General features: G+C 71.7%; 17 protein-coding genes. 5 read left to right on the top strand and 12 right to left on the bottom strand.

The genetic code is table 11. The annotated features are described in order from the left end of the window. Positions 1-42 precede the first annotated feature (42 nt). Positions 43-927 (top strand): alpha/beta fold hydrolase, encoded by an 885-nt coding sequence (locus tag IG08_RS0108560; protein WP_030598360.1) that lies wholly within the window; start codon positions 43-45, stop codon positions 925-927. Here IG08_RS0108560 and IG08_RS0108555 read toward each other — a convergent pair. The 8 genes from IG08_RS0108555 to IG08_RS0108520 all read right to left on the bottom strand — a co-directional run bounded on the left by IG08_RS0108555 (position 876) and on the right by IG08_RS0108520 (position 11,318). Next, positions 876-1,820 (bottom strand): helix-turn-helix domain-containing protein, encoded by a 945-nt coding sequence (locus IG08_RS0108555; RefSeq protein ID WP_234342828.1) that lies wholly within the window; start codon positions 1,818-1,820, stop codon positions 876-878. The genes IG08_RS0108560 and IG08_RS0108555 overlap by 52 nt on opposite strands. A gap of 95 nt (positions 1,821-1,915) precedes the next feature. Then, a complete protein-coding gene (locus IG08_RS0108550; protein WP_052424538.1) occupies positions 1,916-2,629 on the bottom strand; it encodes an alpha/beta hydrolase in 714 nt (237 codons plus the stop codon). Beyond that, positions 2,626-3,618 (bottom strand): LLM class F420-dependent oxidoreductase, encoded by a 993-nt coding sequence (locus IG08_RS0108545; RefSeq protein WP_052424537.1) that lies wholly within the window; start codon positions 3,616-3,618, stop codon positions 2,626-2,628. The genes IG08_RS0108550 and IG08_RS0108545 overlap by 4 nt, the downstream gene beginning before the upstream one ends. 20 nt (positions 3,619-3,638) lie before the next feature. After that, positions 3,639-4,847, bottom strand: a complete 1,209-nt coding sequence (locus tag IG08_RS0108540; protein ID WP_052424536.1) for an acyltransferase family protein — start codon at positions 4,845-4,847, stop codon at positions 3,639-3,641. After that, positions 4,834-6,096, bottom strand: a complete 1,263-nt coding sequence (locus tag IG08_RS0108535) for an MFS transporter (protein WP_052424535.1) — start codon at positions 6,094-6,096, stop codon at positions 4,834-4,836. The genes IG08_RS0108540 and IG08_RS0108535 overlap by 14 nt, the downstream gene beginning before the upstream one ends. Positions 6,097-6,177: 81 nt before the next feature. Then, the gene (locus tag IG08_RS0108530) at positions 6,178-7,236 is read right to left on the bottom strand and encodes a GDSL-type esterase/lipase family protein (RefSeq protein ID WP_030598342.1); all 1,059 of its coding nucleotides are present in this window, start codon (positions 7,234-7,236) and stop codon (positions 6,178-6,180) included. A gap of 395 nt (positions 7,237-7,631) precedes the next feature. Continuing rightward, positions 7,632-9,848: an NADP-dependent isocitrate dehydrogenase gene (locus IG08_RS0108525; protein ID WP_030598340.1), complete on the bottom strand. Its 2,217-nt coding sequence runs from the start codon at positions 9,846-9,848 to the stop codon at positions 7,632-7,634. A gap of 267 nt (positions 9,849-10,115) precedes the next feature. Next, entirely contained in the window at positions 10,116-11,318 is a 1,203-nt protein-coding gene (locus IG08_RS0108520) for an RNA-guided endonuclease InsQ/TnpB family protein (RefSeq protein ID WP_030598337.1), read from the bottom strand. A 17-nt stretch (positions 11,319-11,335) separates the two neighbouring features. On the opposite strand from IG08_RS0108520, the gene IG08_RS56860 reads away from it, so the two are divergent. After that, on the top strand, positions 11,336-11,512 hold the full coding sequence (locus IG08_RS56860) for an Arc family DNA-binding protein (protein ID WP_078655489.1): 177 nt from the start codon (positions 11,336-11,338) through the stop codon (positions 11,510-11,512). Between the two features lie 130 nt (positions 11,513-11,642). On the opposite strand, the gene IG08_RS0108515 is transcribed toward IG08_RS56860, so the two are convergent. The 3 genes from IG08_RS0108515 to IG08_RS0108505 form a co-directional block, all read right to left on the bottom strand. Then, a complete protein-coding gene (locus tag IG08_RS0108515; protein ID WP_030598335.1) occupies positions 11,643-12,728 on the bottom strand; it encodes a mechanosensitive ion channel family protein in 1,086 nt (361 codons plus the stop codon). A gap of 157 nt (positions 12,729-12,885) precedes the next feature. Continuing rightward, the gene (locus IG08_RS0108510; protein ID WP_030598332.1) at positions 12,886-14,415 is read right to left on the bottom strand and encodes an amino acid permease; all 1,530 of its coding nucleotides are present in this window, start codon (positions 14,413-14,415) and stop codon (positions 12,886-12,888) included. Between the two features lie 34 nt (positions 14,416-14,449). Then, positions 14,450-15,445: a hypothetical protein gene (locus tag IG08_RS0108505; protein WP_030598330.1), complete on the bottom strand. Its 996-nt coding sequence runs from the start codon at positions 15,443-15,445 to the stop codon at positions 14,450-14,452. Positions 15,446-15,734: 289 nt separating this feature from the next. On the opposite strand from IG08_RS0108505, the gene IG08_RS0108500 reads away from it, so the two are divergent. The 3 genes from IG08_RS0108500 (at position 15,735) to IG08_RS0108490 (ending at position 19,930) form a co-directional block, all read left to right on the top strand. After that, positions 15,735-17,174, top strand: coding sequence for an FGGY family carbohydrate kinase (locus IG08_RS0108500; RefSeq protein WP_030598328.1), 1,440 nt, complete (start codon positions 15,735-15,737; stop codon positions 17,172-17,174). Positions 17,175-17,297: 123 nt separating this feature from the next. Continuing rightward, positions 17,298-18,719, top strand: coding sequence for an FAD-dependent oxidoreductase (locus tag IG08_RS0108495; RefSeq protein WP_030598326.1), 1,422 nt, complete (start codon positions 17,298-17,300; stop codon positions 18,717-18,719). Continuing rightward, positions 18,716-19,930, top strand: coding sequence for an NAD(P)/FAD-dependent oxidoreductase (locus tag IG08_RS0108490; protein WP_030598324.1), 1,215 nt, complete (start codon positions 18,716-18,718; stop codon positions 19,928-19,930). Before IG08_RS0108495 ends, IG08_RS0108490 begins: the two co-directional genes overlap by 4 nt. Here the strand turns inward: IG08_RS0108490 and IG08_RS0108485 are convergent. Further along, positions 19,917-20,681, bottom strand: a complete 765-nt coding sequence (locus IG08_RS0108485; RefSeq protein ID WP_030598321.1) for a crotonase/enoyl-CoA hydratase family protein — start codon at positions 20,679-20,681, stop codon at positions 19,917-19,919. The genes IG08_RS0108490 and IG08_RS0108485 overlap by 14 nt on opposite strands. Positions 20,682-20,684 lie beyond the last annotated feature (3 nt).

Raw genomic sequence — 20,684 nt, 5'->3', positions numbered from 1 at the left:
GGTTGAATTCCCGGACGCGGCCCGGCGAATTACCCTGGCCGTATGGGGCTGTTCGAGGAATTCCGTACGCTGACCGTCGAGGCGGACGGCGTGCCCGTGCACGTGCGCACCGCCGGCCACGGCCCGCCGCTGTTGCTGCTGCACGGCTTCCCGCAGACGCACGCCATGTGGCATGCCGTCGCGCCCCGGCTCGCCGAGGAGTTCACCGTCGTCGCCACCGACCTGCGCGGCTACGGAGCGAGCGGCCGTCCGCCCACCACCGCCGACCACACCCCGTACACCAAGCGCGCCATGGCCGCCGAACAGGTCCGGGTGATGGCCGAGTTGGGACACGACCGTTTCCATGTCGCCGGCCACGACCGGGGCGCGCGGTGCGCCTACCGGCTCGCCCTCGACCATCCGGAGAAGGTGGACCGCCTGGCCGTCCTGGACGTGGTTCCCACCGCCGATGCCCTGGCCGCGGTGGACGCCGCCTCCGCACGGCAGTTGTGGCGCTGGTTCCTGCTCGCGCAGCCGCATCCGCTGCCCGAGCGGCTGATCGCCGCCGACCCGGAGGCCTTCTACTTCGGTGCGCACGCGGGCCTGTTCGCGCCCGAGGCGCTCGCCGCCTACCGAACAGCCGTGTCCCGGCCCGCGGTGGTGCATGCCATGTGCGAGGACTACCGGGCCATGTTCGGCCTCGACCTGGCCCACGACGAGGCCGACCTGGCGGCGGGGCGCCGTATCACCGCCCCGGTGCTGGCCCTGTGGGGCAAGCGGTCGCACACCGAGCGCCGCCACGACGTGCTCGGGGTGTGGCGGCGCTGGGCCGACGACGTGCGTGGACGGGCCCTGGACTGCGGGCACTTCCTGCCGGAGGAGGCGCCCGAGGCGACCTACGCGGAGCTGCGCGCGTTCTTCAGGGACGCGCCGCCGAGGGCGTCGTGAGCGCGGATGCGCACCACCTCGGCGCTGCGCCCGTGGTGCTCGCGCACCAGCCGCGCCACCAGCTCGTGGTCGGCGGGACCCGCCGGTGCCTGCACCAGGACCAGCGCCTCCGGGTCGTCGACGGGCCGGAACGCCGAGAACAGCAGCCGCAGTTCACCGTGGCACGGCAGCCGTACGTCGACCTGCCGAGCCGTCAGATCACCGACGCCCTGGCACTCCCACCAGCCGACGAGTTCCGGGAAGTCCTCCCGCAGGACCCGGTAGATCTCCTGGGTACGTGCGTCCGTCGCGGCGAGCCGCGCGGTCTGCCCCCGGAACTGGGCGAGGACCGCCCGCCCGACCGGCTCCCAGTCGGCGAGCGTGGTGCGGATCGCGGGATCCCCGGCCAGACACCACATCAGGTTCCGGCGGTCGGCCGGGAGTTCCGCCGGGTCCGACCACACGGCCGCGTACGCGGTGTTCCATGCGGTGATGTCGAAGCGCGCGTCCAGCAGCACGGCCGGCGAGGTCTCCCAGGTGTCGAGCAGTGCCTGGGTGCGCGCCGCCACCTCGTCGTGCCCCGCCCCGTCCGGCGTGGGCGGCAACAGGCCCGAGAGCGCGAGGACATGACGGTACGACACCGCGTTCAGGCCCAAGGTCCGGGCCACCGCCTCCAGCACCTTCCGGGACGGGATGACCCGGCCCTGCTCCAGCCAGGTGTACCAGGCGAGCCCCACCCCGGAGAGCGCGGCGACCTCCTCCCGGCGCAGCCCCGGGGTGCGGCGCCGGCCGGTGTCCGGCAGGCCCACCTCGCGCGGACTGCGGCGCTCGCGGTGGGCCCGCAGAAACGCCCCCAATTCCTTGGCATTGGCGGTTTCGCGGATGCTCTCCTCTAATTCGACGTCCGAACGCACCGTCGCCCCCTTCGCCGGTCCGGCAATCTTCGTGATCCGGCTTTCAGCATATCCGCGTTTCAAGCAACCCTGTCCGTTTTCCTGTCAGTTGTCCGTCAGATAAGGCGTTCCCTTAAGAAAGCTGCAACACAGTCCGCGGCCCGCACCGCGACCGGAAGCCGGTCCACGAACAGCTGCCAGCAGTGCGTGGTGTCCTCCCACAGCTCGACGCGGCAGTCCCCGCCGACCGCCGCCATCCGCTTCCCGAACCGCACCGCGTCGTCGGCGAGCACCTCGTCCCGGCTCGACTGCAGCAGCACCGGCGGCAATGCGGCCAGCGTCTCGGCGGAGGCGAAGAGCGGAGAGGCGGTGGGTGCACGGGGATCGGCACCGGCCAGGTACAGCACCGCCGAGTCGAGCAGATCCGTCCGCCCCAGCACCGGATCGGTCGCGGCACACCGCTCGTACGACGGGGCCTCCACGGTCAGGTCGAGCCACGGCGACAGGCCGACTGCCGCCCCGGGCATCGGCAGTCCGGCCTCCCGCGCGGCCACCAGCACCGCCAGTGCGAGCCCGCCCCCGGCCGACTCGCCCACCACGGCCGTCCGTTCGGGAGCGAAGCCGCGTCCGAGCAGCGCCGCGTAGGCCGCCAGCCCGTCCTCGACGGCCGCAGGAAACGGATGCACGGGCGCCAACCGGTAGGGGGGCACGGTGACTTCGGCGCCGACCCGCCGGGCGAGATGTCCGGCGAGCGGCCGGCTCAGCTCCGGCGCGCCCGCCCGGTAGCCGCCGCCGTGGAAGTGCAGCAGGGCACGGTCCTGGTTCGTCACGCGGGCCGCAGTTCCGCGAGCAGCGCCGGCAGTGATCCGGGAGCGCGGTGCAGCTCCGGTGTGGTCGCCACGTACAGCAGCACGGTCGTGACCCCCGGCTGGAGATACGCGCGGATCCGGTCCCGCACGGCCGCCGGCTCGCCGTGCAGCCACAGCGCGTCCACCAGTTCGTCGGGGAGCGCCGCTGCGGCGCGTGCCCGGTCGCCGAGGACGTAGTGGTCGTGGGACTCCTTCAACTCCTCGCCGCGGCCGAGCCATTCATGGAAGGCGTGGTACGGCTTCTGGTTGAGGATCCAGCCGAGGAAGCCGCGTCCGGCGCGCCGCGCGTACGCCCTGTCGGTCGTCGGGCACACGAACAGTTTCACCACCGTCTCCTTGTCCGGGCGGGGCCCGCCGCCCGCCGCGATCACCCGCGGCACGTCCTCGGCGGTCAGCAGGTTGACCACGGCGCCGTCACCGTCGTCGTACGCCACCCCCAGCATTTTCGGCCGCAGCGCGCCGACCAGCACCTTCGGCGGGCGTTCCGGAGTGAAGCCCAGGTGGAAGCCGGGCGCGGACAGCGTCTCGTACCCGTCGCCCACCGGCTGCCCGTGCAGGGCCCGCTTCAGGAACCGCACGGTGTCCCGGACCCGGGCCAACGGCCGTTCGTGGGTGCCGCCGTTGAGGGCGGTGGTGTGGGCGGGGACCGACGCGCCGACACCGAGCAGGACCTCGCCCTCGGTCAGCTCGGCGAGGCCCGCCGCTGTCTGCGCCAGGATGCCGGGCCCGCGGGTGAACACCGGCACGACACCGGTGCCGACCCGCAGCCGCGGCTGCCAGGCGGCGGCCGCGGCCAGCGGGGTGAAGGCGTCGATGCCACCGCCCTCCCCGGTCCACACGTCGGTGTAGCCGAGGTCGGGCAGCGCCTCGATCGTGCCCCGGTGGGCGGTGAGTTCACGGGCGGGCAGGGGCAGGTTGACGCCCCAGCGGACGGGACCGGAGTCGGTCATGGTGGTGCTTCCGTTCTCTGTCAGGGAGCAGCCGGCTGCGGAACCGGGCGCAGGGGTGCGCGCGAGCGCAGCCGCCGCGCGGGCAGCTCGATCAGGTAGTGGCTGAGCGCGGCCAGGACGACGGTGAGCGCGACGGTGACCGGGAACAACACCGCGAACTCCGCCGTCCCCACCTTCTGCCCGGTGATCCTGAGCCAGCCCTCGACCACGACCATGTGCCACAGGAACAGTCCGTACGAGATCCGCCCGAGCCACGCCGGCACCGGCCGCCGCAGCAGCGCCGCCGGACCGCGAGAGCCGTCCGCCAGAGCGAGCGGCGCCACCAGCGCGACTGCTACGACCAGGTACAGGCCGTGCTCCCAGAGCGCCTCGGCGACGGTCGGATAGCGGGCCGTCGTCCCGGTCAGCGGCGTCGACACCAGGACGTACGCGGCCAGCGCCACGCCCCAGCACAGCCACGGACGCCGGACGAACGCGGGCGGGTCCTGGACACGCGAGGCGAGCACCGCCAGCCCGATCCCGGCGGCGAAGTACCCGGCGTACTCGGGCAGCCACAGCTGGGCGAGCGGGTAGGGGCCCGCCGACGGGACGTGCGTGGCGACCACCGTCACCAGCGTCACCGCCTCCACGGCCGCCAGCACCGCGAACACCGCACCGGTCCGCCCACGCCGCAGCAGCGGGTGAAGTCCCCAGGCCAGCAAGGGGAGTACGGCGTAGAAGGCGACCTCCGTGGCCAGACTCCAGGTCTGCGTGATGCCCAACGGGATCGGGTCGTGCTCGTAGATGTGCAGCAGCAGGAGGGCGCGCAGAGTCGGCCACACACTCTCCAGCGTGTCCCGGCCGAACCACAACAGGGCGACCATGGTGACGGCCCAGTACACGGGGAAGATGCGCAGCACTCGGTGCCACAGATAGCGGGAGGCCGAGGGGCGGGCGCGGCCGTCGCGGGCCGCGTTCGCGTACGGGCGGTACAGCAGCAGCCCGGAGAGCACGAAGAAGATCGGCACGCCGACCGTGAAGCGGGAGATCACCGGGCCGAGCGGGCCGCCCTCGCCGATGCCGAGCCAACTGGAGGCGACCTGACCGGTGTAGATGCCGACGTGGATCGCGATGACGAGGAGCGCGGCCAGGGCGCGCAGGCCGTCCAGGGCGGGGGCACGGTCGCGGCCGGTGTCGGGGACGGCGACCGTTGCCGTCTCCTTCTGGAGGGTCGCGTCAGGCGCGGTCATGGGCGGACACCTCCTCGTGTGCGGCACCGGTCTCCGGGGCGGCCGGCGTCCGCAGCCGACCCACCAACGGCAGCGCCACCAACCCCGCCAGTACCGCGAGTCCGCCGCCCACCGCCGCCGTACCGGTGTCCGCGTGCGCGAAGCCGCCGGCGACGGTCACACCCACCGCCGTCCCCGCGTACAGCGTGGCGCTGTTCCACGAACTGGAGGTCGCGCCCAGCTCCGGCCGGGCGCTCACCAGGAGCGTCTGGATCAGGGTGCCGAAGGCTCCGCTGGCGAAGAACCACACCAACACCGCCGCGTAGGCGAGCAGTTCGGGCGAGCCCAGCGCGGCGAGTACTGCCGCGGCGCCCAGCACCAGGGCCCACACCGGGATCCACGCGGCGTCCCCGGTACCCCGCTCGCGGGCCCGGTCGCCGATGCGGCCCGCGGCCAGCGAACCGAGCGCGCTGCCCGCACCGACCAGGATGCCGAGCAGACCGAGCGCGTCGACCGAGAGGCCGAAGCGGTCGTGGAGCGCGGTGCCGAGGAAGGTGTACGCGCCGAGGTTGGCGGCCTGCAGCAGGAAGACGACGATCAGCGTGTGCCGCAGGACCCCGTCCCGCCACACCGCGAACACCGAACCGATGCCCACCGGCGGCGCGTCGGTGCGGCCCTGCGCGCTCCTCGTCTGCGCCAGGAGCAGCGGGACCGACGCCAGGGACAGTGCCGTCAGCGCCCAGAACGAGGCCCGCCAGCCGCCCCACCCGGCCAGGAAACTGCCCGCCGGCACCCCGAGCACCTGACCCGCCGAGAACAGCGCCATGCCGAGCCCGACCGCCCGTCCGCGCACCGCCTCCGGCGCGGTCTCCGCGATGTGCGCCCAGATCGACGGGCCCGCGAGGGCCGCGCCGAGCGCCCCCAGCACCCGGGCCACCACCAGCACCGTGAGGTTCCCGGCGACCGCGGCCACCGCGTTGCCGAGCAGGAACAACACGGTGCCCGCGAGGATCGTCGGCCGGCGTCCGAAGCGGTCGGAGACCGCGCCCAGGAAGGGCGCGGTGAGCGCGTACACCAGCGTGTACGCCGTGACGGTGACCGCCGCCGCGGCCTCGGAGACGCCGACGTCACCGGCGATGGTGGGCAGCAGGGGCGAGACCAGGAAGGTCTCCGTGCCGATCAGGAACAGCAGCAGGTACACGCCCGTGTACGAGGCCCAGGGCACCTTCGCGGCGCTCCCTGCGGTGTCGGGCTGAGCGGTTGCGGACACGGGTTTCCTCTCCGGAAATGGGGGACGACCTGGCGATCGTCGCCAAAGTCGGCAGAGGTAACCAGTTCCGGATTCATGCTGTTACTGCGACACACAGGCTGGGAGACACCCGCTGCGGCGCAGCGCCGCGAGGAAGCGGTCGGCGAACACCGGGTGGCCTTCGGGCCCCGGGTGCAGCCGGTCGATGCCCTCCGGTTCCAGCAGGAGCGGGGCCTGGTCCGGTCCGAAGACGTCCAGGCCGTCGACGTAGTGGAGGTTCATGTCGCCGTGGGAGCGCAGCAACTCCACCGCGCTGTACGTCCGTTCGCGGCACTCCTTGATCGTCAGTCCGGACGGTCCCGGGACGTCCTCCCGGTCCGGGGCGACGATGGTGGACATCACGGCGAACGGAGTCTCCGGGTGCCCGTCGCGCACGGTCCGCACGAAGCCGACGAGCGCGGAGGTGAACGCGTCCGGGCCGTGGCTGCCGAGGGCCTGGATGTTGATGCCGACACAGGCGGTGAGCAGGTCGGCGGGCAGGTCGCGCATCAGGCGTGCCGTCATGGGCTGGAGGCAGCAGGCGGCGCCGAGGGCGACCGACGTCACGTCGAGCCCGGCGCGCTCGGCGACCAGCGCGGCCCAGGCGCGGCTCGGTGAACCGGCCCCGCGGCCCTGGGAGATGGAGCTGCCGTAGTGCACCCAGCGGGGCCGGTCCCGGTCCTCGCGCACGACCGCGGCCTCCTCGTCGAGGACCAGGGAGCGCAGCCGGAACTGGTGGTACGTCGGCAGCCACAGCTCGACGAGCACGGGCCGGCCGGGCAGGGCCACCCGGAAGCGGGCGTCGTGTCCGTCGGCCCGCAGGAGCACGGACTCGGTGTGCCGGCCGTCGCAGCGGACGTCCAGGACGGGCCGCTCCTGCGGTCCGTTCAGACGGGGCGCCGGGTCCGCCTGGTAGTGGCAGGTCAGGGCGGTGCTGTCGGTGCGCAGGGTGACGCGGACCCCGGCGGGCATGGCGGCCCGGCCGATCCCGCCCTCCGGGAGATGCAGCCGGGCCTCCTCGTGGGGCAGCCGCCAGGGGGTGACCCAGCCAGGGCCGTGCTGGAGGGAGACGGCGCCCCGAAAGCGCAGCACCGGGTCCGAACCCGCCACGACACGGCCCATCCCGATCCCCCCTCCCGCGCCCGCGGCGCGCAAGGTCATCGTGGGGGACCGGGCCGGCCGTAACCAGTCGTCCCGGATGCTGTGACCCGCACTCACAGCCACGACCTGTGCCTGCTGTCACGGCCCGTGCCTGCTGTCACGGACCGTGCCCACTGCTACGACCCGTGCCTGCTGTCGCGGCCGTGCCCGCTGTCACAGACCGTGCGCACTGCTACGGCCCGTGCCCGCTGTCGCGCCCCGTGCGCACTGCCAGGCCTCGTACGCACATCCACGACCACGTGCCCACCGCAACGCCCTGCACGCACAGCCCCGCACACGGCTCCGCCCCGGCCGGGCAGTTGCCGACCGGGGCGGAGTCAGGGCCGTGCGGGGCCCCATGGCCCCGTGACGTCGGTTCAGAGCGAGGCGAGCGCCTCGTTCCACGTGGCCGACGGGCGCATGACCGCGGCCGCCTTGGCCGGGTCGGGCTGGTAGTAGCCGCCGATGTCGGCCGGGTTGCCCTGGACGGCGTTCAGCTCGTCGACGATCTTCTGCTCGTTCGCGGCGAGCGTCTCGGCGAGCGGGGCGAAGGCCTTCGCCAGGTCCGCGTCGTCGGTCTGCTGGGCCAGCTCCTGCGCCCAGTAGAAGGACAGGAAGAAGTGGCTGCCGCGGTTGTCGATGCCGCCGACGCGACGGGTCGGGGACTTGTCCTCGTTGAGGAAGGTCGCCGTGGCGCGGTCGAGGGTGTCGGCCAGGACCTTGGCCTTCGGGTTGTTCGTGGCCGTCGCGTACTGCTCCAGGGACGGGACCAGCGCGAAGAACTCACCGAGGGAGTCCCAGCGCAGGTAGTTCTCTTTGACCAGCTGCTGGACGTGCTTCGGGGCGGAGCCGCCGGCGCCCGTCTCGAACAGGCCGCCGCCCGCCATCAGCGGGACGACCGACAGCATCTTGGCGCTGGTGCCCAGCTCCAGGATCGGGAACAGGTCGGTCAGGTAGTCACGCAGCACGTTGCCGGTGACGGAGATGGTGTCCTCGCCGCGGCGGATGCGCTCCACCGACAGCTTGGTCGCCTCGACCGGGGCGAGGACACGGATGTCCAGGCCCTCGGTGTCGTGGTCCGCCAGGTACGCGTTGACCTTCGCGATCAACTGCGCGTCGTGGGCGCGGGTCTCGTCCAGCCAGAACACGGCCGGGTTGCCGGTGGCGCGGGCGCGGGTGACGGCGAGCTTGACCCAGTCGCGGATCGGCGCGTCCTTGGTCTGGCAGGCGCGGAAGATGTCACCGACGGCCACGGCCTGCTCGATGACGACGTTCCCGGCCTGGTCGACCAGGCGGACCGTGCCGGCGGCCTTGATCTCGAAGGTCTTGTCGTGGGAGCCGTACTCCTCGGCCTTCTGCGCCATCAGGCCGACGTTCGGGACGGAGCCCATGGTCGACGGGTCGTAGGCGCCGTTCGCGCGGCAGTCGTCGAGCACGGCCTGGTAGACGCCGGAGTAGGAGGAGTCCGGCAGCACCGCGAGGGTGTCGGCCTCCTGGCCGTCCGGGCCCCACATGTGGCCGGAGGTGCGGATCATGGCCGGCATCGAGGCGTCGACGATGACGTCGGACGGCACGTGCAGGTTGGTGATGCCCTTGTCGGAGTCGACCATCGCGAGGGCCGGGCCCTCGGCGATCTCCGCGTCGAAGGAGGCCTTGATCGCGTCGCCCTCGGGGAGGGACTCCAGGCCCTTGAGGATGCCGCCCAGACCGTCGTTCGGGGAGAGACCGGCGGCGGCCAGCGTCTCGCCGTACTGCTCGAAGGTCTTCGGGAAGAACGCGCGGACCACGTGACCGAAGATGATCGGGTCGGAGACCTTCATCATCGTGGCCTTGAGGTGGACCGAGAACAGCACGTCCTCGGCCTTGGCGCGGGCGATCTGCGCGGTGAGGAACTCACGCAGCTCGGCCACGTGCAGCACCGAGGCGTCGACGACCTCGTCCTTGAGGACCGGTACGGACTCACGAAGGACCGTGGTGGTGCCGTCCTCGGCGACCAGCTCGATCCTCAGCGCGCCGGCCTCGGAGATCACGACGGACTTCTCGGTGGAGCGGAAGTCGTTCTCGCCCATGGTCGCCACGTTCGTCTTGGACTCGGAGGTCCAGGCGCCCATGCGGTGCGGGTGGGTCTTCGCGTAGTTCTTGACCGAGGCGGGGGCGCGGCGGTCGGAGTTGCCCTCGCGCAGGACCGGGTTGACCGCGGAGCCCTTGATCTTGTCGTAGCGGGCCTGGATGTCCCGCTCCTCGTCGGACTTCGGGTCGTCCGGGTAGTTCGGCAGCGCGTAGCCCTGCGCCTGCAGCTCGGCCACCGCGGCCTTGAGCTGCGGGATCGACGCCGAGACGTTCGGCAGCTTGATGATGTTGGCCTCGGGCGTCTTGGCCAGTTCGCCCAGCTCGTGCAGGGCGTCCGGGATCCGCTGGTCCTCGGCCAGGTACTCCGGGAACACCGCGATGATGCGGCCGGCCAGCGAGATGTCCCGCGTCTGGACGGCGACACCCGCCTGCGAGGCGTACGCCTGGACCACCGGCAGGAAGGAATACGTCGCCAGGGCCGGGGCCTCGTCAGTGTGCGTATAGATGATGGTCGAGTCAGTCACCGGGTGCTCCGCTCCACGTCTGCAACATTGCTCGACATCAAGATATCTCGTGATCGACCCGTCCTCGACAGCGGTCCTCGCGTACTTCCGGACATGCTGTGCATCTTCTGAGGCAACCGCGGCGTCTGATCCTGCGGTCATGCATGTTGATCGCCATTTCATCCGACGGCCGGGCCAGATCACCCGCCCCTTGAGCGAAAGTGGACCGTCAGTGAGATATCGCACCAGATTGACTGCTCCTCCGACTGAAACCGGAGGACTCCTGGCTCACGCCGCTCGGTCACTCAACGAGTGATCGAGTCTTACGCGATCAGCGCCAGCCGGGGTCAGACCCGCCCGGACGAGCATCACGCGTGCGGAGTTCTTGTCCCTGGGGGACACGGCTCCGCACGCGGTGCAAGTGTAAGTGCGCTCGCCCAGCGGAAGTGCGTGCTTGGCTCTCGCTCCGCAGTGTCCGCAGTCCATCGTGGTGTGCGCGGGGTGTACCAGGTGCACAGCACGGCTGTGCTTGTGGCCCATCTCGATCAGGGCCTGTTTGGTGGCGCCGATGGCGGCGTCGGCGGCTTTGCGGGCCATGGTGGTCTTGGCGAGGAATTTCGGCTTGAAGTCCTCGACCGCGAGGGCGTCATGGTCGGTCACCATCTTCTTCGCCCACTTGCGGCCCGTGTCCTGCCGCTGCCGGGCAACCTTCTTGTGCAGCTTGGCCCGCAGGTGTCCGGCCTCCCGGTACCCCTTCGAAGCAGCTTGCCCCTTCTTCGGCTTGCGTCGGGCCATCATCCGGTCGTAGCGGGCCAGCTTCTCCTGGGTCTTCCTGCCGTGTTCGGGGTGCGACAGGTCGTGTGCAGCGCTCGTGGTGGTCGCCGTCTCCTTCACGCCCCAGTCGACACCGATGACGCGACCGGTCTCTGGCAGCAGTTCGGTCTGGGTGGGGACCACGAACGAGCAGTACCAATGCCCCAAGGTGTCCTGATGGACCCGGACGGACGAGGGGGCGGCGGGCAGTTGCCGCGACCACGCGACGGTCAGAGCGATGCCGCCTGCCAGGTGCAGCTTGCCGTCCTTGATGCGGAAGCCGCGGCGGGTGTAGTTCAGGGTTGGCGGAGCCTCGTGCTTCTTCTTGTATTTCGGCATCCCGGCGCGTCGGTGCATCGGTAGCCGTTCCTTGAAGTCCTTGACCGCCTTGGCGCGTGACTTGCCGAAGTCGCGGATGAGTTGCTGTTGCGGAACGCTGGAGCCCTCGGCCAACCACGGCGTGACCGCGCGGGCCGCGGTCAACATCTTGTCCAGCACGGCGGGTCCGACCTTCTCACCTTCGGCATGTGCCTTCTTCGAACGAGCCACGCACTCGTTCCAGATCCAGCGGCACCTGTCCCACTCCGCCGTCAGCGCAGCACGGGCCGTGGACGACACGCGAAGTCGGAAGGTATACCGGGCGTGCCCAGCATCCTCGTCTTCCATTGATGTCGCCATGATGTCAGGCTAGCGTCATGATTCGCTTCGCGTTGCGCATTCCTGAAGATCTGCACGCCCGGCTGACCGCTCAGGCGGCAATTGATCGGCGGTCCGTCAACTCCGAGATCCTGCATTTGTTGGAGGTGGCTCTTGGTGCTCCCGCAGGAAGTGCCGAATCGCCTGGCGGAAAGCCGGACACCTCCCAGGTCTGAAGGTCGAGGCATCCTCTCCCGCGGATGCCCGGCCACCCGGACTGGACGGTGACGCCGGTGAGCTCGTCACTGCGCCGGCCCGAGAGCCGGCCGGGCGGATACCACGACAACTCGGCCACGCTGTAGGGCTTCAGTCGAGCCGGGTGGAGTGGACTTCGCCCGGCTTGATCTCCACTTCCGCCCCGCGCTGCTGCGGAATCGCCACCGATCCATGCTGCAGCGCCACCGTCCGCGCCGGCGCCGGGATCCGGATGCCCTCCGCGCGGTAGCGCTTGTGCAGTTGCTTGATGAACTCGTGCTTGATCCTGAACTGGTCGCTGAACTCGCCGACGCCCAGGATCACCGTGAAGCCGATGCGGGAGTCGCCGAAGGTGTGGAAGCGGACCATCGCCTCGTGCTCCGGGAGCGCGCCCTCGATGTCGGTCATCACCTCGGTGACGACCTCGCAGGTGACCTTCTCGACGTGCTCCAGATCGCTGTCGTAGGCCACTCCGACCTGGACCAGGATCGTCAACTGCTGCTCGGGACGCATGAAGTTGGTCATGTTGGACTTCGCGAGCTCGCCGTTGGGGATGACGATCAGGTTGTTGGAAAGCGCGCGGACCGTCGTCTGGCGCCAGTTGATGTCCTCGACATAGCCCTCCTCGCCGCTGCTCAGCTTGATGTAGTCACCGCGCTGGACGGTCTTGGAGGCGAGGATGTGGATGCCCGCGAAGAGGTTCGCCAGGGTGTCCTGCAGGGCGAGGGCGACCGCCAGACCGCCGACACCCAGGGCGGTGAGCATGGGCGCTATGGAGATGCCCAGCGTCTGCAGCACCACCAGGAAGCCGATCGCCAGGACCAGCACCCGGGTGATGTTGACGAAGATGGTGGCCGAGCCCGCGACTCCGGAGCGGGACTGGGTGACCGTTCGCATCAGGCCGGCGACCAGCCGGGCCGCCGCCACGGTGACGACGAAGATCAGCAGTACGGTCAGGACCTGGTTGACCGTGTGCTGGATCGCCGAGGTCAGCGGCAGCGCCGCCGCGGCGATGGCCGCACCGCCCGTGATCGCGCCCCATGGCACCACGATGCTGAGGGCGCCCACGATGACGTCGTCGCCGCTCCAGCGGGTCCGGTCGGCGTGCTTGCCCAGCCACTTGAGCAGCATGCGCAGCAGGAACGCCGCCACCAGGCCCGCGACCACCGCGATGCCGGGGACGACCAGGTCGTCCATGGTGAGATCCCGTTGAAATGCCGTCACGTTGCCACCTGTTCGAATTGCGGGATGTGCGATCGCGCAGGCCGTGAAGGTTTCGTGGCCGACGCAACCGCTCATCTTGCCGTACCCGGCACAGGAGTTCGTACCGGGCCAGGCGCCGGATCGCGCTGTTTCAGACGATTCCCTCGGCCAGTTCGGCCTGCTCCCGGTCGGAGTACGCGGCCGTCGTGGGCGTTCCGTACGAACGGCGGGCGACGAACCACCACACCGTGGCCAGGACCAGTACGACGACGAGGGCGACGGACGCGTAGTTCATCGTGTCCACCGTCACCGGCGAGGACTGGGGCAGGCAGAACAGCACCGTCACACACGCCACCCAGACCACAGCGACCCATCCGATCGGCTTGCTCCACCGGCCCAGGCTCCACGGACCCGGCTGAAAACGGTCGCCCGCGCGCAGCCGCAGCAGCACGGGGATGGCGTACGCGGGCGTGATGCCGATGACGTTGATGGCGGTGACCGCGCCGTAGGCGGTCGGCGAGTACAGGGAGGGCAGCGCGAGGAGGCCGGCGACGACCACCGACAGCCAGACGGCGGCGACCGGGGTCTGCGTGCGGCTGCTGACCTTGCGCCACAGCGCGGAGCCCGGCAGGGCCTTGTCCCGGCTGAACGCGAACACCATCCGGCTCGCCGCCGCGACCTCGGCGTTGCCGCAGAACAGCTGCGCCACGATCACCACGACCAGCAGCGCGCTCGCGCCGTCCGTGCCCAGCCCGTCGAGCAGGATCTGCGCCGGCGGCACCCCGGTCTCGCTGGCCCGCGTGGCGTCGTAGTCCTGGATCGCGAAGGTGAGCCCCGTGAGCAGCACGAAGCCGGCGATCCACGAGACCCAGATCGAGCGCACGATCCCCTTCGCGGCCGACACCGAGGCGTTGGAGGTCTCCTCCGACAGGTGGGCCGAGGCGTCGTAGCCGGAGAACGTGTACTGCGCGAGCAGCAGGCCGATCGCGGCCACATAGACGGGGTTGTGCCAGCCGGTGTCGTTGACGAACTCGGTGAACACGAAGGACGGGGACTGGTGGTGGTCGGGGACGATCCACAGGGCGCCGACGATGAGGGCCACGCCCGCCAAGTGCCACCACACGGATATGGAGTTGAGGACGCTGACCAGGCGGACGCCGAACAGGTTCAGTACGGCGTGCAGCAGCAGGATCGCCAAGAAGATCAGCATCGTCTTCTCCGGCGTCGGCTCGAAGCCCCACTGGAGGTTGGCGAACGCGCCCGCGAACAGGGCGGCGCCGTAGTCGATTCCGGCGATCGCGCCCAGCAGCCCGAGCAGGTTCAGCCAGCCCGTGTACCAGCCCCAGCGGCGCCCGCCGAGCCGGTCGGCCATGTAGTACAGGGCGCCGGACGTCGGATACGCGCTGGTGACCTCCGCCAGCGCGAGTCCCACGCACAGCACGAACAGGCCGACGCCCGCCCAGCCCCACAGCATCACGGCGGGGCCGCCCGCGCCCATGCCGAAGCCGTACAGGGTCATGCAGCCGGACAGGATCGAGATCACCGAGAAGCTGATGGCGAAGTTGCCGAAGCCGCCCATACGACGGGCGAGCACCGGCCGGTAGCCGAGTTCTCGCAGGCGCTGCTCCTCGTCGTGCTGGGGCACGCCTGCGGATATGGATGGTTCGGGGGTGGGTGACATGCGGAGACCTCCGTAGGGACGGGGGGTGGTGGGGTCAGGCGTCGGGGCCGTGCGCCGCGGACCGGCTGCGGGCGCGGGCCTGGAGGAAGATCTGTACGGCCTGGGCCTGGTCGCCGGGATCGTCGGCGCGGTAGGCCCAGGGCAGCGGGGTGTAGTAGGGGCCGAGTGCGTCGAAGACGCGCGTCGCGTCCTCGAACGTCAGGGCTCCCCACAGGGCGTGGGCGAGATGGTTGAGGTCGAGCGGGGTGCGTTCGTCGGCGCGGGAGTGCTCGAACCACGCCTCGTACGCCCGGCTCGCCTCGCGGGTGGCGTCCTCGGCGACCCAGTGCAGGTCGAGCGCGGCGCTGTGGCCGCCGCCGCGCCGGTAGCGCTCGACCCGTACGTAGAGCGGCAGGACGTGCAGTGCGGAACCCCGCGGGGCGGAGTCGGCGACCCAGTGCGCGTACCCGATCGCCTCCGCCAGCCGGCCCGTGGCCGCCTGCCCGTACAGGAACTGCAGCATGCGGTGGTGGGCCTCGCGGTTGTACGGGTCGCGCTTGTCCGCCTCGGCCAGCAGGCCCCACGGCCCGGGCGGCAGCATCGGCCCGGGCGGCGGCACCCGGTGCTCCTCCCACAGCAGCTTGCGGTCCAGCTGGGCGAGGGCCAGCAGGCACACCCAGGGCACCGGGTCCTGGTGCGCGACCCGGGCGGCGGTCCGGCTCACGTCCCAGGCCTCGATCCACAGTTCATGGGTACGGCGATGGTTCTCGCGCCGGGCCCGCAGCGCGCGCTCCACGGCGACCCGGGCGCGCATCACTGTGGCCGGAACGCTGCCCGGTTCCTCGGCGAGCCAGGTCCGCACCACGTCGGTGCCCGCGGCCGCCGCGGCCAGGACCTGGGTGCGCTGGGTCCACTGCCACCAGGCGGTGGTCCGCTCCAGCAGGTTGCGCATCGACATCCAGCGCCCGGTGCGCACCTCCTGGAGGGCGGCGCGCAGCTCGGTGTCGTGTCCGGCGGGATCGTATGCGGGGCGTGCTCCTTCTCTGGCCATCAGCCGCCCGCCCCGGACCTCGGGCGGTCGGGCAAGACGGCAGGGTGGAGTAACAACAGCCCTCCTCTGGGCGGCGGTTGAGGAGATCGCGTTGGTCGGCGGTCACTATAGGGGCGTGAATTCCGTGCCACCTGTGGTTCCGGATGTTTTCGAACTTCTTTTCTGTAGCCATGATTTGACTGGCCATCAGCCAGTGAACAGCGGGTAAGTAGCCCCAGGCAGGCTCCACTTGACGCACCACGGCAGCGGCGGCAGGCTGTCGGGCTGTGATCGCCGAGGAAGGGGCACGATGACGGGTCCGGTGCTTGCCGTCGACCAGGGCACGTCCGGCACCAAGGCCCTGGTGGTCTGTCCCGAACGCGGGGTGATCGGCACCGGTTTCGCCGAGGTGCGGCCCCGCTCCCTGCCCGGCGGACGGGCGGAGGTCGACCCGGCGCAGCTGTACGACTCCGTGGTCGAGGCGGGGACGCGCGCGCTGGCCGAGGCGCGGGAACCCGTCATGGCCCTGGGCCTCGCCAACCAGGGCGAGACCGTGCTCGCCTGGGACCCGGCGACGGGCCGCCCGCTCACCGACGCCCTCGTCTGGCACGACCGGCGGGCCTCGTCCGTGTGCGCTGAACTCGCAGATGACGCGGATGAGTTGCGCCATCTGACCGGCCTGCCCCTCGACCCGTACTTCGCCGCGCCCAAAATGGCCTGGATACGACGGCACCTCACCGCCGAGGGGGTCGTCACCACCAGCGACGCCTGGCTGGTCCATCGCCTCACCGGCGCCTTCGTCACCGACGCCGCCACCGCCGGCCGCACCCAGCTCCTGGATCTCGACCGCGCGGAGTGGTCCGTGCGTGCGCTGGAGTTGTACGCGCTGTCCGGCGAGCGCCTGCCGGAGGTGGTGGGCAACGCCGGATTCGTGGGCACCACCACCGCGTTCGGCCCTGAGATACCGCTCACCGGCCTTGTCGTCGACCAGCAGGCCGCCCTCCTCGCCCAGCGCATCACCGAACCCGGCGAGGCCAAGTGCACTTACGGCACTGGTGCGTTCCTCCTGGCCCACACCGGTGACACGCCTCGGCGCGGAGACTCGGGACTGGTCAGCTGCGTCGCCTGGCAGCTGGGCGGAGACACCAGCTACTGCCTCGACGGCCAGGTGTACACGGCCGCCTCCGCCGTGCGCTGGCTCACCGACCTCGGTGTCATCAAGGGCGCCGCCGACCTCGACGCCGTGGGCGGCGCCGTGCCCGACAGTGGCGGCGTGACCTTCGTCCCGGCGCTCGCCGGGCTCGCCGCCCCCTGGTGGCGCGGCGACCTGCGCGGCTCGCTCACCGGACTCGGCCTCGACACCGGGCCCGGACACCTGGTGCGTGCCCTGTGCGAGGGACTGGCGGCCCAGGTCGTGGAGCTTGCGGAGGCCGCGGCGGTGGATCTCGGCTCGCCGCTTGACGTTCTGCGCGTCGATGGTGGCCTGACGCGTTCCGCGCTGCTCATGCAGACCCAGGCAGATCTGTTGCAACGGCCTGTTGAGGTGTCCGCGTTGCCCGACGCGACGGCGCTGGGTGCGGGTGCCTTGGCCCGTGTCGGCGCCCAGCCCGGGCTGGAGGTGGTCGACGCGCTGCCGGACTGGAAGCCCGCCGCCGTGTATGAGCCGCGGGTGTCTGCCGACGAAGCGGGTGAACGCCTGGCGGGCTTCCGGAGAGCGGTGGCCACGTTGCTTCAGGGGGTGCGCGGGTGAGGGGGCCACGTTGGGCCGTTGGTAGTCTGCGGCGCCGTTGTGGCTGGTCGCGCCCGCGAGGCGGAGCCTCATGATCGATGCAGCCCCGCGCCCCTTCAGGGTGCTGTCGTGCCGCCCACTTTCATGACGGGCGGCACTCACGGACCGGTCACCCGGCGCGGCCCGCTGCCATCGTCGACGTACGACATCGCCGTCGTCGGAGCCGGAGTTGTCGGCAGCGCCATCGCCCGCGCGCTCGCCCACCACCCCCGTTTGCGCGTCGCCCTCGTCGAGGCACAGGACGACGTCGGCCAGGGCTCCTCGAAGGCCAACACCGCGATCTTGCACACCGGTTTCGACGCGGTCCCCGGCTCGCTGGAGGCGCGGCTGGTCCGCGAGGGCGCGCACCTGCTGGCCGAGTACGCCGCGGAGTCCGGCATCCCCGTCGAACCCGTCGGTGCCCTCCTCGTAGCCTGGGACGAGGAGCAACTCGCCGCGCTGCCCCGCCTCGCGGGGAAGGCCGAGCGCAACGCCTGCCGGGACACGCGTCTGATCGGATCCGCCGAACTGTACGAGTGTGAACCGCACTTGGGCCCCGGCGCGCGCGCCGCCCTCCACGTCCCCGGCGAGAGCATCATCTGCCCCTGGACGACGACCCTGGCGTACGCGACTCAGGCCGTCCGGCACGGAGTCGACCTCCACCTCAACTGCCGGGTGGAGAAGGCGAGTCGATGCGACGAGACGCATGTGCTGCACACCGCCCGAGGCGCTCTGCGCGCCCGCTGGCTGATCAACGCCGCCGGTCTGCACGCCGACACGCTCGACCGTGCCCTCGGCCACGACGACTTCACGGTCACCCCGCGCCGCGGCCAGCTCCTCGTCTTCGACAAGCTCGCCCGCGATCTCGTCCGCCACATCCTCCTGCCCGTTCCCACGGCCCTCGGCAAGGGCGTCCTGGTCGCCCCCACCGTGTACGGCAACGTCCTGCTCGGCCCCACCGCCGAGGACCTGCACGACAAATGCGCCACCGACTCGACCGCCGACGGGCTCGCGCTCCTGCGGGAGAAGGGCCGCCGCATCATGCCCGAACTGCTCGACGAGGAGGTCACCGCCGTCTACGCCGGGCTGCGCGCCGCCACCGAGGAGGACGACTACCGCATCTCGGCCCACCCCGACCAGGCGTACGTCACCGTCGGCGGCATCCGCTCCACCGGCCTGACCGCCTCGCTCGCCATCGCCGCGTACGTCACGGAGCTGCTGACGGACGCCGGACTGGATCTCGGACCGGCCGAGGACCTGGCCCCGGTCCGCATGCCCAACCTCGGCGAGGCCTTCCCGCGCCCCTACCAACGGCCCGAACTCATCGTGGCCGACCCGGAGTACGGCACCCTCGTCTGCCACTGCGAGCGCGTCTCCCGCGGTGAGATCCGCGACGCCCTCGCCAGTACGGTCCCGCCGGCCGGCCTCGACGGACTGCGCCGCCGGACCCGGGCGCGCGCGGGCCGCTGCCAGGGCTTCTACTGCGGTGCGGCCGTGCGCGCGCTGTTCGAGGAGGCCCGGGGGTGAGAGAGGTCGCCGTTCTCGTGGTGGGCGCCGGACCTGCCGGACTTGCCGCCGCCGCCCGCCTCGCCGCCGCCGGTGTGCGCCGGGTCGAGGTCCTGGACCGGGAGCAACAGGCCGGGGGAGTGCCACGGCACTGCGCCCACGGCGGCTACGGCACCTGGCTGCACCCCCTGACGGGCCCCGAGTACGCCCGCTTCCTCGTCACCGCGGCCCAGGGCGCCGGGGCGGCCGTACGCGCCGGGGTGACCGCCCTCGATTGGGCGGGTCCCCTGGCGCTGCACACGGTCGGCGCACTCGGCCCGGAGGTGATCGGCGCCCGCGCGGTCGTCCTGGCCACCGGCGCGCGCGAACGACCGCGCGCCGCACGGCTGGTGCCCGGCACCCGCCCGGCCGGGGTGTACACCACGGGCGAACTGCAGCAGGCCGTGCACCTCTACGGACAGCACATCGGCAAGCGCGCGGTGGTGATCGGCGCCGAGGACGTCTCGTACGCGGCCGCCGACACCGTACGGGCCGCCGGAGCCATGGTCGTCGCGATGGTCACCGACCTGCCCCGACCGCAGACCGCGCCCGCCCGCGCCCTCAACGCCCGCCTCCGCCAAGGCGTTCCGCTCCTCACCGGCACCACGGTCACCGAACTCCTCGGCCACGGACGGCTGTCGGGCGTACGCGTCCGGCACCACGACGGCAGGACCGCCGTCCTGCCCTGCGACACCGTCGTGTTCACCGGCGACTTCGTGCCGGACCACGAACTGGCCCGGCGTGGCGGTCTGATCCTCGACGCGGGCACCCGTGGCCCGGCCGTCGACGGCTCGCTGCACACCTCGCGTCCCGGCGTGTTCGCCGTCGGCAGCGTGCTGCACGCCGTGGAGAGCGCGGCGACGGCGGCCCGCGAAGGCGCGCACGTGGCCGACGCGGTCCTGGAGCGGCTCGCGGGTGCCGAACGGTCCCAGGCCGTCCCCCTGATGGCCGACCCGCCCCTGCGCTGGATCGCCCCGAACCGGGTCACCCCGGCGGACCGTCTGCCGTACGTCCTGCGCACGACGGCCTCGCTGTCCCGACCCGTCCTGCACGTCACCCAGGACGGCCGCTACCTGCACCGCGAACGCCTCCGGGCCGCCGTTCCGAACCGCACGGTGAAGCTGACGGCCCGCTGGACGCATCGCGTCGATCCCAAGGGCGGGCCGGTGCGGGTGACGCTCACAGACCGGTGAACGTCCCGTGCCGCCCCGCACCGGAGGCGAACCGTCCGGCCCCCTCCAAGGCCTCCGCCAACACGCCCATGCCGTAAGCGAGTTCACCCCGCATCGCGGTCGCCTCGTCCAGCCCGTCCTGGTCGAGGACGGAGGCCCGGTCGCCGCGCAGACACGCCTGCGGGAAGTGGGCGATGGCGGCGGCGAGCTGCTCCGCCTCCGCGCGGGCGGTGCCGGTGGGGACGACACGGTTCGCGAGGCCGAACTCGTACGCCTCCCGCGCCGGGACCGGCCGTCCCGTCAGGATCATGTCCAGCGCGCGGCTCGCGCCGATCAGCCGGGGCAGCCGTACCGTACCGCCGTCGATCAGCGGCACACCCCAGCGCCGGCAGAACACCCCGAAGACGGCGTCCTCCTCCGCCACCCGCAGATCGCACCAGAGCGCCAGCTCCAGGCCACCGGCCACGGCGTGTCCCGCGACCGCGGCGATCACCGGCTTCGACAACCGCAGCCGGGTCGGCCCCATGGGCCCGTCACCCTCCTCCGCGACCCGGTTGCCGTGCTCGGTGCCGAGTGCCTTGAGATCGGCGCCCGCGCAGAACGTGCCGCCCTCGCCCCACAGCACCGCCACCCGGGCCTCTTCGTCGGCCTCGAACTCCCGGAAGGCCGCGGTGAGTTCGGCGGCCGCCGGGCCGTCGACCGCGTTGCGGACCTCGGGGCGGGCGAGGACGACCGTGGTGACGTGCCCCTGGCGCTCGATCCGGACCGGCATGGC

The organism is Streptomyces fulvoviolaceus (genome assembly GCF_000718165.1).
GTDB classification, from domain to species: Bacteria; Actinomycetota; Actinomycetes; order Streptomycetales; family Streptomycetaceae; genus Streptomyces; species Streptomyces fulvoviolaceus.
This window is presented reverse-complemented; position numbering and strand designations above follow the sequence as displayed.

Excerpts from the sequence above, each read along its gene's own strand:
- IG08_RS0108560 (WP_030598360.1), top strand. The coding sequence starts at position 43 with ATGGGGCTGTTCGAGGAATTCCGTACGCTGACCGTCGAGGCGGACGGC.
- IG08_RS0108545 (WP_052424537.1), bottom strand. The coding sequence starts at position 3,618 with ATGACCGACTCCGGTCCCGTCCGCTGGGGCGTCAACCTGCCCCTGCCC.
- IG08_RS0108540 (WP_052424536.1), bottom strand. The coding sequence starts at position 4,847 with ATGACCGCGCCTGACGCGACCCTCCAGAAGGAGACGGCAACGGTCGCC.
- IG08_RS0108530 (WP_030598342.1), bottom strand. The coding sequence starts at position 7,236 with ATGGGCCGTGTCGTGGCGGGTTCGGACCCGGTGCTGCGCTTTCGGGGC.
- IG08_RS0108520 (WP_030598337.1), bottom strand. The coding sequence starts at position 11,318 with ATGGCGACATCAATGGAAGACGAGGATGCTGGGCACGCCCGGTATACC.
- IG08_RS56860 (WP_078655489.1), top strand. The coding sequence starts at position 11,336 with ATGATTCGCTTCGCGTTGCGCATTCCTGAAGATCTGCACGCCCGGCTG.
- IG08_RS0108515 (WP_030598335.1), bottom strand. The coding sequence starts at position 12,728 with ATGGACGACCTGGTCGTCCCCGGCATCGCGGTGGTCGCGGGCCTGGTG.
- IG08_RS0108510 (WP_030598332.1), bottom strand. The coding sequence starts at position 14,415 with ATGTCACCCACCCCCGAACCATCCATATCCGCAGGCGTGCCCCAGCAC.
- IG08_RS0108505 (WP_030598330.1), bottom strand. The coding sequence starts at position 15,445 with ATGGCCAGAGAAGGAGCACGCCCCGCATACGATCCCGCCGGACACGAC.
- IG08_RS0108500 (WP_030598328.1), top strand. The coding sequence starts at position 15,735 with ATGACGGGTCCGGTGCTTGCCGTCGACCAGGGCACGTCCGGCACCAAG.
- IG08_RS0108495 (WP_030598326.1), top strand. The coding sequence starts at position 17,298 with ATGACGGGCGGCACTCACGGACCGGTCACCCGGCGCGGCCCGCTGCCA.
- IG08_RS0108485 (WP_030598321.1), bottom strand. The coding sequence starts at position 20,681 with ATGCCGGTCCGGATCGAGCGCCAGGGGCACGTCACCACGGTCGTCCTC.